This window comes from Streptomyces sp. NPDC127084, from assembly GCF_042724175.1.
In the GTDB taxonomy this organism is placed as follows: domain Bacteria; phylum Actinomycetota; class Actinomycetes; order Streptomycetales; family Streptomycetaceae; genus Streptomyces.
The window spans coordinates 57,815-70,696 of sequence record NZ_JBHXFA010000014.1; the positions used below are offsets into that span (position 1 = coordinate 57,815).

The 12,882-nt window shown below is 72.1% G+C and carries 10 protein-coding genes; 6 read left to right on the forward strand and 4 right to left on the reverse strand.

The genetic code is table 11. The features are described from left to right. Positions 1 to 7 precede the first annotated feature (7 nt). The 4 genes from ACFWI9_RS05770 to ACFWI9_RS05785 are packed head-to-tail and all read right to left on the reverse strand — an operon-like array spanning position 8 to position 4,258. The gene (locus ACFWI9_RS05770) at positions 8 to 1,036 is read right to left on the reverse strand and encodes an isocitrate/isopropylmalate dehydrogenase family protein (protein WP_387159251.1); all 1,029 of its coding nucleotides are present in this window, start codon (positions 1,034 to 1,036) and stop codon (positions 8 to 10) included. Continuing rightward, positions 1,033 to 1,632: a 3-isopropylmalate dehydratase small subunit gene (gene leuD, locus ACFWI9_RS05775; RefSeq protein ID WP_387159252.1), complete on the reverse strand. Its 600-nt coding sequence runs from the start codon at positions 1,630 to 1,632 to the stop codon at positions 1,033 to 1,035. Before leuD ends, ACFWI9_RS05770 begins: the two co-directional genes overlap by 4 nt. Positions 1,633 to 1,673: 41 nt before the next feature. Beyond that, entirely contained in the window at positions 1,674 to 3,074 is a 1,401-nt protein-coding gene (gene leuC / locus ACFWI9_RS05780) for a 3-isopropylmalate dehydratase large subunit (protein WP_387159253.1), read from the reverse strand. Next, entirely contained in the window at positions 3,071 to 4,258 is a 1,188-nt protein-coding gene (locus tag ACFWI9_RS05785; protein WP_387159254.1) for a LeuA family protein, read from the reverse strand. The genes leuC and ACFWI9_RS05785 overlap by 4 nt, the downstream gene beginning before the upstream one ends. A 526-nt stretch (positions 4,259 to 4,784) precedes the next feature. Between ACFWI9_RS05785 and ACFWI9_RS05790 the strand changes: the two genes are divergently transcribed. From ACFWI9_RS05790 to ACFWI9_RS05815, 6 genes are all read left to right on the forward strand, one after another. Continuing rightward, positions 4,785 to 5,531 (forward strand): ArsR/SmtB family transcription factor, encoded by a 747-nt coding sequence (locus ACFWI9_RS05790; RefSeq protein WP_387159255.1) that lies wholly within the window; start codon positions 4,785 to 4,787, stop codon positions 5,529 to 5,531. A 204-nt stretch (positions 5,532 to 5,735) separates the two neighbouring features. After that, a complete protein-coding gene (locus ACFWI9_RS05795) occupies positions 5,736 to 7,523 on the forward strand; it encodes a fatty acyl-AMP ligase (RefSeq protein ID WP_387159256.1) in 1,788 nt (595 codons plus the stop codon). Further along, positions 7,520 to 9,229: an acyl-CoA dehydrogenase family protein gene (locus ACFWI9_RS05800; RefSeq protein ID WP_387159257.1), complete on the forward strand. Its 1,710-nt coding sequence runs from the start codon at positions 7,520 to 7,522 to the stop codon at positions 9,227 to 9,229. The genes ACFWI9_RS05795 and ACFWI9_RS05800 overlap by 4 nt, the downstream gene beginning before the upstream one ends. Next, positions 9,226 to 10,938, forward strand: coding sequence for an acyl-CoA dehydrogenase (locus ACFWI9_RS05805; RefSeq protein WP_387159258.1), 1,713 nt, complete (start codon positions 9,226 to 9,228; stop codon positions 10,936 to 10,938). Before ACFWI9_RS05800 ends, ACFWI9_RS05805 begins: the two co-directional genes overlap by 4 nt. Positions 10,939 to 10,963: 25 nt before the next feature. Continuing rightward, a complete protein-coding gene (locus ACFWI9_RS05810) occupies positions 10,964 to 11,242 on the forward strand; it encodes an acyl carrier protein (RefSeq protein ID WP_387159259.1) in 279 nt (92 codons plus the stop codon). Between the two features lie 25 nt (positions 11,243 to 11,267). Then, positions 11,268 to 12,882 (forward strand): condensation domain-containing protein (locus ACFWI9_RS05815; RefSeq protein WP_387159260.1); only part of this gene is annotated, 1,615 nt, incomplete at its 3' end.

The following is a 12,882-nucleotide window of genomic DNA, read 5'->3' on the forward strand; positions in this document are numbered from 1 at the left end:
TGCCCGGTCAGGACAGTTCGTCGAGTACGGCGGTGCCCGTTTGCGAGGTGGTGAGCGAGCCGCCGAGGTCGGGGGTGCAGAGCCGCTTCGTGATGCTCCTGCCGACCGCGTCCCGGAGCGCGGCGGCTTCCGGGGCACGCCCGGCGCAGTCCAGTAGCAGGGCTGCGCTGAGGATCGCGGCGAGCGGGTTCGCCGTACCGGATCCGGCGAGGTCGGGCGCCGACCCGTGGACCGGTTCGCACAGGGCGAAGCCCGTCTCGGGGTTGAGGTTCGCCGAGGCCGCTGTGCCCATGCCACCCGCCAGTTGGGCGGTGAGGTCGCTCAGGATGTCGCCGTGCGCGTTGTTGGCGACGATCATGTCGAAGGCGGTCGGGTCGGAGACCAGGTGCATCACCGCCGCGTCCACGTAGAGATGCCGGGTGGCCAGCTCGGGCCGGCGGGCCGATACCTCACGGAAGCAACGCTGCCACAGCGCACCGTTGTTCGGTACGGCGTTGGCCTTGTCGACCAGACAGACCGAGGTGGTGGCGCGGGCGAACGCGAACTCCAGCGCCCTGCTCACCCCCCGGTGGGTGCTCACCTCGGTGTCGACGGCCGTCTCGTGCGCGGTGCCGGGGCGCAGCCTTCCGCCGATGCCTGCGTACAGGCCCTCGGTGTTCTCACGGACCACCGTGCAGTCGATCGCCCTGCGCTCGGGGTCGCGCAGTGGGCTCAGCCGGTCGTGCAGCAGCTTCGCCGGGCGGTGGTTGACGTAGAGGTCGAGGTCGAACCTCAGGCGCAGCAGCACGTCGCGCGCATAGGAGGGGTCGGTGACCCGGGGATCGCCCACGGCCCCCAGCAGCGCCCCGTCGGCCTCGGCCACCCGGGCGAAGTCGCTGTCGGACAGCGCGGGCCCTCCGGCCAGGAAGGTGTCGGCGTTGACGTGTCCCAGCACGTCGGTCTCCAGGTCGGGGGCGACCTCCTTCAGCACGCGCAGTGCCTCGGCGGTGACCTCGGGCCCGATCCCGTCCCCGGGCAGAACCGCGATGCGCTTCACGCCGCGCTCCCGGAGGGCCTGGGCATCCAGCGGGGTCTGGTCTCCTCGTACCGGGTGACGGCGTCCTGGGACCTGAGCGTGACCTCGATGTCGTCCAGACCTTCGAGCAGGAGCTTGCGGGCGCGGGCCGCCACGTCGAACGACCAGTGCCGTCCGCCGTCGAGGACCCGCTGTTCCCGCAGGTCGACGGTGAGGGCGAAGGAGGCCGACGCCTCCGCCCGGTCCAGCAGCCCGTCCACGACCTCCTGCGGGAGCCGCACGGCGAGCAGCCCGTTGCGCAGGGCGTTGCGCAGGAAGATGTCGCCGAAGCTGGGTGCGATCACGGCCCGGAAACCCCAGTCCCGCAGCGCCCACACCGCGTGCTCGCGGGACGATCCGGTGCCGAAGTGGGGGCCTGCCAGCAGGATGCTCGCGCCCGCGCGCTCGGGCTCGTTCAGGACGAACCCGGGGTCCTCGCGCCAGCGGTTGAACAGCGCGTCCTCGAAACCCGTCTTCGTGAGCCTGCGGCAGTGCCGGGCCGGGATGATCTGGTCTGTGTCCACGTCGCTGCGGCGCAGCGGCACACAGGTGCCGGTGTGCTCGGTGAGCGCGTCCATCGTTCCTCGTTCCTGTTGCCTGTCGTTCCTGTCCGCGGTGGTCAGTCGAGATCGGCGGGTGCGGCGAGCCGCCCCACGACGGCCGTGGCGGCCGCCACAGCGGGCGAGACGAGGTGAGTGCGCGCGCTCGTGCCCTGGCGGCCCTCGTAGTTGCGGTTGGAGGTGGAGGCGCAGCGTCGGGGGCCCGTCAGCCGATCGGGGTTCATGCCGAGGCACATCGAGCAACCGGAGAACCGCCATTTCGCGCCCGCTTCGGTGAACACCTTGTCGAGCCCCTCCGCCTCGGCCGCCCGGCGGACCTCCATCGAGCCGGGAACGACGAGCATGTCGATGCCGGGGGCGATGGTCCGATCCCGCAGTACGTCGGCGGCCGCCCTGAGGTCTTCGAGACGGCCGTTGGTGCAGGAGCCGAGGAAGACGGAGTCGATCGCGATGTCTCGCATGACGGTCCCGGGCGTGAGGCCCATGTAGGCCAGCGCCTTGCGGGCGACGGCCTGTTCCACCGGGCCGGCGAGTGTGTCGGGGTCGGGCACGCGGTCGCCGATTCCCACGGCCTGGCCCGGATTGGTGCCCCAGGTGACGTACGGAGTCACCGCCGAGGCGTCGATCACGACCGTACGGTCGAAGGAGGCGCCCTCGTCGGTGCGCAGTTCCCGCCAGTGGGCCACCGCCTCGTCCCAGTCGGCGCCCCGCGGGCTCTCCGGGCGGTCGCGCAGGTAGTCGAGCGTCGTCTCGTCCGGTGCCACGACACCGGCCCGGGCGCCAGCTTCGACGCTCATGTTGCACAGCGTCATCCGGCCTTCGACGGTCAGCGCGCGCACCGCTTCGCCGCGGTACTCCAGCACGTGCCCGTGCGCGCCGTTGGCGCCGAGTTCGGCCAGGAGCGCCAGGGTGAGGTCCTTGGCGGTGACGTCCGCGCGCGGGGTGCCCACGAAGTCGACGGCCATCGTGCGCGGGCGCTGGAGCGCCAGCACCTGGGTCGCGAGCACGTGCTCGACGTCGCTGGTGCCGACGCCGAACGCCAGCGCACCGAACGCGCCGTGCGTCGAGGTGTGGCTGTCCCCGCAGGTGACGGTCATGCCCGGGAGGACGATCCCCAGCTCGGGGCCGACCACATGGACGATGCCCTGCTGGTCGTCACCGTGGCTGAAGAGCCGGATGCCCTGCTCGGCGCAGTTGGCCCGCAGGGTCTCCACCTGGAGGGAGGCTACGGGGTCGGTGATGGTCAGGGAGTCGGTGGGGACGTTGTGGTCCTCGACCGCCAGGGTGAGATCGGGCCGGCGGACGCGGCGGCCCGCCTGGGCGAGCCCGTCGAACGCCTGCGCCGAGGTGGCCTCGTGGATCAGATGAAGGTCCACGTAGAGCAGGTCGGCCCCGTCCTCCTCCTGCTTGACGACGTGGGCGTCCCACAGTTTGTCGACGAGTGTGAGGGGCGTGCTCACGATGCCTTCGCCGCCTCGGCGAACCGGCCCGCGATCCGCTGCGCCAGGTCGTCCAGTTCGTCGCACTCGCCGGCCGGACGCGAGGCCACGAACTCCTCGTAAAGACCGTCGACCAGCTCGTCCTGTGCGGGGATGCCCATGCGGTCGAGCAGGTAACGCAGGATCGATCTGCCGGAGTGCCGCCCGACGAGGAGCGACCTCTCGCGACCGTACAGATGCGGATTCAGGTACTCGTAGTTGATCGGGTTCTTCAGAATTCCGGCCTGGTGAATTCCGGCTTCCGTCGCGAAGGCGTTGACTCCGAAGACCGCTTTGTTGCGGGACGGTGCCAGTGCGATCGTCTCCGAGAGGAGGAGATAGGCCGGGTAAAGCCCTGCGAGCTGGACATCGATGGTCGCGCCGAATTCGTCACCCTTGTGCGTCAGTACGGATGCGAGTTCTTCGAGCGGCGTGTTTCCCGCACGTTCACCTATTCCACCCAGGGTGGCCTGCACCTCATTGGCGCCCGCCTGGATTCCGGCGAGCGCATTGGCCAGGGACAGACCCATGTCGTCGTGGCAGTGCGTGGAGAGGATGATGTCGTCCGGAATCCACGAGCGCACGGAGGCGCAGAGGTCGCCGTACTCCTGAGGGGTGGCGCATCCGGTGGTGTCGGCGAGGATCACGGTGGTCGCGCCGTCTTCGACGGCGGCAGTGACGAGGGCCTCGATGTGGTCCTTGCTGCCGCGGCTGGCGTCCTCGACGCCGAAGGAGATGTCGGTCGCGCCGAGGTCGACGGCCAGCCGGATGGCGTCGTGCACCTCTTGGATCGATTCGGCGCGCGTGATGCCGCGTTTGTGCTCCAGGTGCAGGTCACTGCCAGTGCCGCAGATCTGCACCTGATGGTTGGGCCTGGCCCCGCCCGCTGCCATGGAGGCCCGGACGTCGTCGGTGGACGCACGGTTGAAGGTGGCGAACCTCGCGGTCGTCAGGGACTCGGCGATCAGTCGGGTCGCCTCGGCGTCCGCCGGGGACGAGCCGGGAAAGCCGGCCTCCACGATGTCCGCGCCGTACGCCTCGGCCGCGAGCGCCAGAGGCAGTTTCTGGGCCGGCGACATTGAATTGCCGGGGGCCTGTTCCCCGTCGCGCAATGTGGCATCGAATACGGAAATGCGGCGTTGGCGGTACGTGTGTTCGGTGGTCACCTGGTCGCCCCCTGGACGGTGTCGAGCGCCGTTTTTCGAGCGGGCGGGCCGCACGGGTTCGACCCGCTCCGATTTCGCATCTGGGGATACTAATTCGGCCGGGAGTCGCGCGGGCAGGGTTTCATGCTCGGCCGAAAGTCCCTGCAATGTGAAAGGAGACCAAAAGGCGGTTACTCTGCGGGAGCGTTCGATCACTGTTCGTGTTCAAATGGGGATAGGGTCGCCATCATTCATCTTGATCTAAATGTCATTGCGGCTCCGGAGGCGCCGGACCATACTCCATGAGCCAGGTCGATCTTGCCGACCGGCCGCTAAGTTCATCCATGATCTCGGGGGATCAGTGCAGAGGATTCATTTCACCGTCCAGGATCTGACGCGTATCACCATCGCGCCCGCGGGGGATCCGGCTGTGGAGACCGAATTGGCCGCTGATCTTCTCCGCCGCCGGAGCGGGGGTGTGATTTTCGGACGCTGGCGAGATCTGGTGAGTCAGGGGGGCACGCTTCGCCTGCCGGCGAGGCCCTCGGTGCCCGACCACCTCACCCTGCTGGCGCAGGCCAGTGGCGCGGCCATGCTGCAGGAGTGGACGGGCCGCCGGGGCGCGACCGCCGACAACGATTTCTTCGAGCGTGTGGTGGCCCCCTACTGGGAACGCATCAACGCCTACCTCCGTGCCGACGCCGAACACCGCAGCCGGATCTTCCTCAGCGGTGGGGTGGCAGCCCTGCTCGGCACGCTGAACGCGCGCATCGAGTGGAACTCGCCGGTGCTGGAGCTGGACAACGGTCTGGACGGGGAGTTCCGCCCGGAGGGCGCGGGCCTGATGGTCGTGCCCTCGCTGTTCCTGCACAGCAGGCCCGTGGTCTACAAGGGTTCGGGCTCCGAGGGCACCCCGCCCGTCCTGGTGTACCCCGTCCCGCTGGACGCGGTGACCGCGGCGGCCATGTGGGAGGAGCCGGAGCACCAGGACAGGGCCCTCGGCGCGCTGATGGGACGTACCCGTGCGAGCGTGCTGCTCGCACTGACGGAAGGCTGCACCACCACTGAACTCGGGCGGCGGCTCGGTATCTCGGCCGCGGCGGCGAGCCAGCACACCGCGGTGCTCCGGGCGGCCGGGCTCATCACCAGTCGGCGCAAACTCAACGCCGTACTGCATTCCCTCACCGACCTCGGCCTGGCGCTCCTGAAGATGGGAGACGAGTTCACCAGGGACGGCGAGGGGTTCCCGGAGGCGGACGCCGCCCGGTTTCCCGAGAGCTGCCGCGCCTGCTGATGCCCGCGCGGCCGTCCCCGGGCGTTCGCCGTCGCGCGGATCGCTGACAGAAGACCCGTACGTCCCCCCGCGGCAACGGCCGCACCGCGCTGCCCGGAAGTCCGCGCACCAGGCGTGCTTCCGCGTGGCGTGAAAGACCCGAAGAACCCGCGGCGACGCTGTGTGGGCCCTCAACGGGCGGCCACCGGTACGGAGAGGAATCCAGTGGGCTACGACATGATCGAGAACATCAGGAACGCGGCCTCGTTGGGCGCCCTCCTGCGCGGACACCTGCGCGACCGGGCGGACCAGGAGGCCGTGGTGTTCGTGCGTGACCCGCAGACGGGCGACGCGGATACCCTCACCTACGCGCAGTTGGATCGGCGGTCCGGCGCCATCGCCGAGGCTCTGCGGACGCACTCCGCCGCCGGTGACCGGGTGCTCCTGCTGTATCCGCAGAGCACCGAGTGCGTCGCGGCCTTCGCGGGCTGCCTGTACGCCGGAACGCTGGCGGTGGTGGCCCCGATGCCGGGCAGTTACCAGCAGGACCGCAAGCGGGTCACCTCGATCGTTTCCGACGCCCGGATCTCCGTGGTCCTGACGGACAGCGCGAACCTCGCGGCCGTACAGGAGTGGGCCGACGCCGCGGCCCTGCCCGGCCTGCGCATCGTGGCCACCGACACCCTCGACGACGCCGACGGCCATCTGGCGGCGCTCGCGCCCGCCGGCCACGGGACGACGGCGATGCTCCAGTACACCTCGGGCTCCACCAGCGAGCCCAAGGGCGTCACCATCACGCACGGCAACCTCCTGTCGGACATCGCGTCGTTCGTGTCGTCGCTCGGCTCGGACGAGCCGGTCAGGACGGGCGGCTGGGCGCCGCTTTACCACGACATGGGCCTCATCGGGCAGACGCTCGCACCGCTGGCCATGGGCAGCACCGTGGTCCTGATGTCGGCCGTGACCTTCGTGAAGCGCCCCGTCCAGTGGCTGAGGCTGATCGACCGGTACGACCTGAGGTTCTCCGCCGCTCCCAACTTCGCTCACGACCTGTGCACCGCGAAAGTGACCGACGAGCAGCTGGCCACCCTCGACCTGTCCCGGTGGAGCTACGCCCTCAGCGGCGGCGAGCCGGCGCAGGCGTCGACCATCCGCAGATTCAGCGAGCGCTTCGCCGCGGCCGGCCTCAAGTCCGACGCGTTCGGCGTCTGTTACGGCCTCGCCGAGTGCACCGTCTTCGTCTCCGGGTCGCCCGGACGCGAAGTGGTCGTCACCGACCTGGATCCGGCGCTGCTCGAACAGGGGCTGCTGCGGCGGGCGACGGACGCCGCCCAGGGGCGGTCGGTGCCCAGCAACGGCGTGGTGCGCGACGTGGAGGCCCGGATCGTCGACCCGGACACCCGCGAGGAACTGCCCGTCGGCTCGGTGGGGGAGGTCTGGCTGCGCGGCGCGAGCGTCGCCCTCGGCTACTGGGAGAACCCGGAGGCGACCGCCGCGACGTTCCAGGCGCACACCAAGGACGGCGAAGGCCCGTTCCTGCGCACCGGCGACCTGGGCGGCTTCCTGGACGGGGAGCTCTACATCACCGGGCGGCGCAAGGAACTGATGATCATCAACGGCCGCAATCTCCACCCGCAGGACGTCGAACACGCCCTCCAGGACCGGCACGACGAGCTGGGCGGGCTGCCTGCCGCCGCGTTCACCGTACCGGCGGACGGCAGCGACGGTTCGGTCGACGACGCGCTGCTCGTGCTTCAGGAGGTACGCGGCCGTCCGTCGCCGGACGACGCCCGGGCGCTCGTACGCGCCATCCGCGACACGATCTCCCGGGAGTTCGGGGTACGCACGGCGGGCGTCCTGCTCCTCCGCCGGGCCGGTGTCCGGCGCACCACGAGCGGCAAGATCCAGCGCGCCGCCATGCGGGAGCTGTTCCTCTCCGGCGCGGTCGAACCGCTGTTCGCGGAGTACGACTCCCAGTACGCCGCCCTCGCCGGACGAGGACGCACGGCATGACCGTTTCCGGCACCGGAACCGGCGCCCCGGCTCTTGAGGAGCTGCTCACCCGGGCATCCGCCCCGGGCGGCGCCTTCGACCCCGCCGAACTCGCCCGGCTGGACGAGGCGGAGGCGTTCCCCGAAGCCGCGCACCGGCTGCTCGCCGACGCGGGCACGGGCGCGCACTACGTCCCGGAGCGCCACGGCGGCCGGCTGCACGGCCTCGACGGAGCGATGGCCGTGCTGCGCACCGTCGCCCGCCGCGACCTGACCGTCGCCATCGCCCATGGCAAGACCTTCCTCGGCGCGATGCCCACCTGGGTGGCCGGCGACGAACAGCAGACCGAGCTGCTCTCCCGGGAGATCCGCTCCGGTGCGGAGGTGTGCTGGGGGCTCACCGAGCGCGGCATCGGCAGCGACCTCCTCTCCGGCCGGCTGACCGCCCGCCCGGTCGACGGCGGGCTTGCCGTGGACGGGGAGAAGTGGCTGATCAACAACGCCACCCGGGCCCGGTTCGCCTGCGTCCTGGCCCGCACCCGGCCGGAGGGCGGCCCGCGCGGTTTCGGCTTCGTCCTGGTCGACAAGGACACACTCCCGGAGGGGGCCTTCCGCACACTGCGGAAGGAGGCCACCCACGGCATCCGCGGCGCGGACATCAGCGGCATCGCCTTCCAGGACGCACGCGTTCCGGACTCGGCGCTCGTCGGTGCGCCCGGCTCCGGCTTCGAAGTGCTCCTCAAGTCGCTCCAGCTCACCCGGATCTGCGCCACCTCGCTCTCACTGGGCGCCGCCGACCACGCCCTTCCCATCGCCGTGCGCTTCCTCACCGAGCGCCGCCTGTACGGACAGCGGCTCGCGGACCTGCCACGCATCCGCAGGGCCCTCGGCGACGCGGCGTCTGCGCTGCTGCTCGCCGAGGCGGTAGCCGTGCTGGCAGGGCGGAGCGCCCAGACCCTGACCCGAGAACTGGCGGTGACCGCCGCCGTGACGAAGGCCTTCGTCCCGACGACCGTGCAGCGCTCGGTGGACGCCCTGGCCGAACTCCTGGGCGTACGCGGCTTCCTCACCGGAGTCCTGGAGCACGGCGCGTTCGCCAAACTCGACCGCGACCACCGCATCGTGGCCGTCTTCGACGGCAGTACCGCCGTGAACCGGCAGGCGCTGATCACCGCCTTCCCGCTGCTCGCCCGGGCGCACGCCGCCGGGGCCCGCGACGAAGCGGGTCTGCGGGCGGCGGCAGGGATCGGCGTCGCGCAGCCGCCGCTGGATCCCCGCCGACTCGCTCTGATCAGCGACGGCGGTTCCAGCGTCGTCCAGTCCCTCCCCGAGGCGGCGGAACTCGCCGCCCGCCGCGGCCGCGAGGACGTCGCCGCCGACGCCCGCGCGCTGGCCGAGGTGTCGGCGCGGCTCCACAAGGAGATCGCCGGCTGCCGCGAGGCGCCCGGGGCCGCGTCCGCCGAGGCGTTCGAACTGGCGAAGCGCTACGAACTCGTCTTCGCGGGGGCGTCCGCTCTCGCGCTGTGGCTGCACAACGAGCCGCCGCCCGGCGCCCGGTGGTGGCGCGACGCTCTGTGGGTGCGCGCCTGCCTGACCGTCGTCCTCGGACGGCTCGGCCTCGAACCGGCCGCCGGACCCGACGCCCGCGACCTGCTGTGCGACGAACTGCTCTCCGCCGACCCGGCCGAAGGGGAGTTCTCCCTGCTCTGCGGACTGGAGACCTCATGACCATGGACCACTCCCGCACCGGGGAGCTGGAGCGCCACCTCGGGGACCCGTTCGACGACGCCAACCCGGTCGGTTTCGCCGCGCTCCTGGAGGCCGACGAACGTGGCGAGATGCCCGCCGCCGCCGAGCGGGCCCTGGACGACTACGGCTTCAACGCGGAGTTCGTGCCCGTGGAACTGGGCGGCAGGCTGTCCCGGCTCGACGGCGTCGTGGCGGCCCTGCGCTCCCTCTACCGCCGGGACCCCTCCCTCGGCCTCGGCTACGGCATGAGTTCGTTCATCGCCTCCGTCAACGTCTGGCTCGCAGGCGATGACCGGCAGCGCCGGACCGCCGCCGAACTGATCCTCGGCAACCACCGTCTCGCCGCCGCGTACCACGAACTGGCGCACGGCAACGACCTGTCGGGCGCCGAGTGCTCTCTCGTCGAGGTCGACGGCACCCCCGTCCTGCGCGGACGCAAGGAAGTCGTGACCAACGTGCGCCGCGCCCAGGGCATGATCCTCTTCGCGCGCACCGACGAACGCCCCGGCAGCCGCAGCCACTCGCAGATCCTGCTGGACAAGCGCACCCTCGACCGGACACGCCTGCGCGACCTGCCCCGCTTCTCCAGCTCGGGCATGCGCGCGGTCCAGCTGCACGGCATCGAGTTCGAGGACTGCCCGGTGCCGCCGCACAGCATCCTGCAACGCGGCCGGGGCCTGGAGACGGCGATCCGCTCCTTCCAGATCACGAAGACCGTCACGCCCGCCGTGATGTGCGGACCGGTGGAGACCGGGCTGCGGGTGGCGCTGCGCCACCTGACCACCAGGCCCCTGTACGGCGGTACGGCCACGGACCTGCCCCACGTGCGCTCCACCCTCGCTGGTGTCTTCGCAGACCTGCTCCTCGTCGAGTGCTTCGGCGCGGCCGCGATCAGGGCCGTACACGTGCTGCCTGCCGAGGCGAGCGTGTACTCGGCCGTGTACAAGCACTTCGGCTCGGCGGTGCTGCTCGACGCGATGAACACCCTGTCCGACCTTCTCGGCGCCCACTTCTACCTGCGGACCGGCCCCACGGCGATCTTCCAGAAGCTGCTGCGCGACGTACGCCTGGTCGGATTCGGGCATGCCGCCCGCGCCGCCTGCGAGTCGATCGTGCTGCCGCAACTCCCGGTGCTCGCCCGCCGGTCCTGGTCGGAGCCCCGGCCCGAGGACGCCCCGGCCGAACTGTTCGACCTCGACGCCCCCCTCGGGCCGCTGGAGTTTCACCGGCTCGGGCTCTCCGCCGGTGGGCGCGACCACCTGACCGGTTCGCTCACCGAGTCCGTCTCCCGGCTCGGCGGTCCCGCCGCCGCCCTCGGCGAGCTGCTCCTCGTGGAGCACGCCGCGCTGACGCGCGACTGCCGCGCCCTCGGCCCGGCGGATCTCACGGTCACCGCGGGCGCCGACGCCTCCGACCTGGTGACCCGGCTCGGACACGTGCACACGGCGGCCTCCGTCCTCGGCCTCTGGCGGCACAACATCGGCGGCGGCGGTCTGCCGGACGCCCCGGTCTGGCCGCACGCCCTGCTGGACCGGCTCCACGGGCGGCTGAAGGGCCGGCCCGCCCCGCTGCCCGCGGCCGCCGAGGAGGCGCTGTACACCGAGCTGCTCGACCGGTTCCACACCGGTCGTGCCTTCGACCTCGCCGCGCGACTCCTGCCCGACGGGCAAGGGGCGGCGGGAGCGTGACCCCACCCCAGAGAAGGAGATCACCATGCCGGGTACCACCGGACAGCAGGTCCTGCCGGTCCAGACCGAGCTGCAGGACTGGCTGGCCGCCGAGATCGCCCCGCTTCTCGGCATGGCGCCGGAGGAGATCGACCACTCCGCCGCGTTCGGCGAGTACGGACTGGACTCCATCTCCGGCCTGACGCTCGCCGCGGCCATCGAGGACCACCTCGGAGTCGAGGTCGACCCCACCGCCGTCTGGGACCACCCCAGCATCGCCGAACTCTCCGCACATCTGATCGAGGCCCGGGCCGCCACGTCCTGAGGGCCCGTCGACGCCGACCTGGAGCATGCACTGTGAACACTCGCCGCACGGGCTTCGTCCCCCTGCCCGCTACGGCTGCGCAGCGTGGGGGGCCCGGGGCCGCGCACAACGACGCCGGCCCCCCCGCGGTTCCCAGCCGGGGCGGGGACGCAATATCAGGGCCCCACCACCCCCGGGGGGGCCCCGGGGGCCGCCCCCGCCCCCGCTCCCCCCCCCGGCCCCCCCCACGGCTTTCCACTGCGCGGCCGTACTCGAATTCTCAGGCCCCATCGACCCCGGGCTGCTCGGCCGCGCCGTGGCGCGCGCGGTCGACGACGCCGAAGCACTACGGGTGCGGTTCGCCGAGCGGGACGACCGGCTGACGCTCCACGTGCGGCCCTCCGACGAGGCCCGGACAGCAGGTGAGCTCACGCTGGTCGATCTGCGCGCACACCCCGACCCGGCCGCCGAAGCCGACGCCTGGGCGGCGGCACGGCTGGCCGAGGCCCCCACGATGCTGGGACCGGAGCCGCTCGTCTCCCATACACTGCTGCGGCTCGGGAACGACCGCGACCGGCTCTTCCTCAGCTACCACCACGCACTGCTCGACGGGTTCGGCCAGGGCCTGCACACCGCGCGGATCGCCGAGGTCTACACGGCCCTGGAGGCCGGGACGCCCGTCCCGCCGTCCAGGGCCGGCACGCTCGCCGAACTCGTCGAAGGGGACGTCGCGTACGCCTCCTCCAGCGGCTTCGAGCGGGACCGGCGGTACTGGCAGGAGACGACGAGTGGCCTGATCATCCCCCAGGCCCCCTCGCTCGGCGGCTCCGCGTCGCCTTTGCACAGCCGCGGCCTTCTCGGCCCGGAGCAGGCACGCCCCCTCCTGGAGGCCGCGCGGGCGGCCCGCGTGCCGTGGGCGATCATGGCGATCGCGCTGGGCGCCGCGTACCGGAGAGCCATGACCGGCGAGGACGAGATCGTGCTCGGCCTGCCGGTGACCGCCCGGCTGGGCCGCACCGCGCTCACCACCCCCGGCATGCTCGCCAACGAACTGCCGCTGCGCCTCACTATCGGCCGCTGGACGGTGCTCGGCGAACTGGTGGACGATGTGCGGCGCTCGGTCGGCTCGCTGCTGCGCCACCAGCGGTACCGGGGCGAGGACCTGCACCAGGAGCTCGGCAGGCCGAACGGGACCGGCGGGTTCGGCGGCCTGACGCTCAACGTGATGAGCTTCGCCCGTGCCATGAGCTTCGGACGCGCCGAGGCCGTCACCCACCAGCTGTCCACCGGACCGGTGCGCGGACTGGCCGTCAACATCCAGGGCGAGACCGACGGCGAGGGCGGTCTCGCGCTCGACCTGCACGCCGACGGCAACGCCTACCGCGAGGACGAACTGTCCGACGTCCGCGCCGGCCTTGTCCACTACCTTCAGCACGCCCCCGCCGGCCTCGGCCGGCGCGTCGGCTCCCTCGACCCGCGGCCGGCCGGCACCCGCACCCAGCCGCGGCGGGGGGGGGTCACACCCGGGAGCCCCCCCCCCGCCCCGCGGGGGCGCGCGCGCTGCGGGGAGGGGGGGCGCGCCCCCCCGCGCGCCCGCCCGCCCGCCCGGGCGGCGCGCGGCGCGCGTGGTGGGGGGCCGCCCCGCCCCCCCCCCCCCCCCC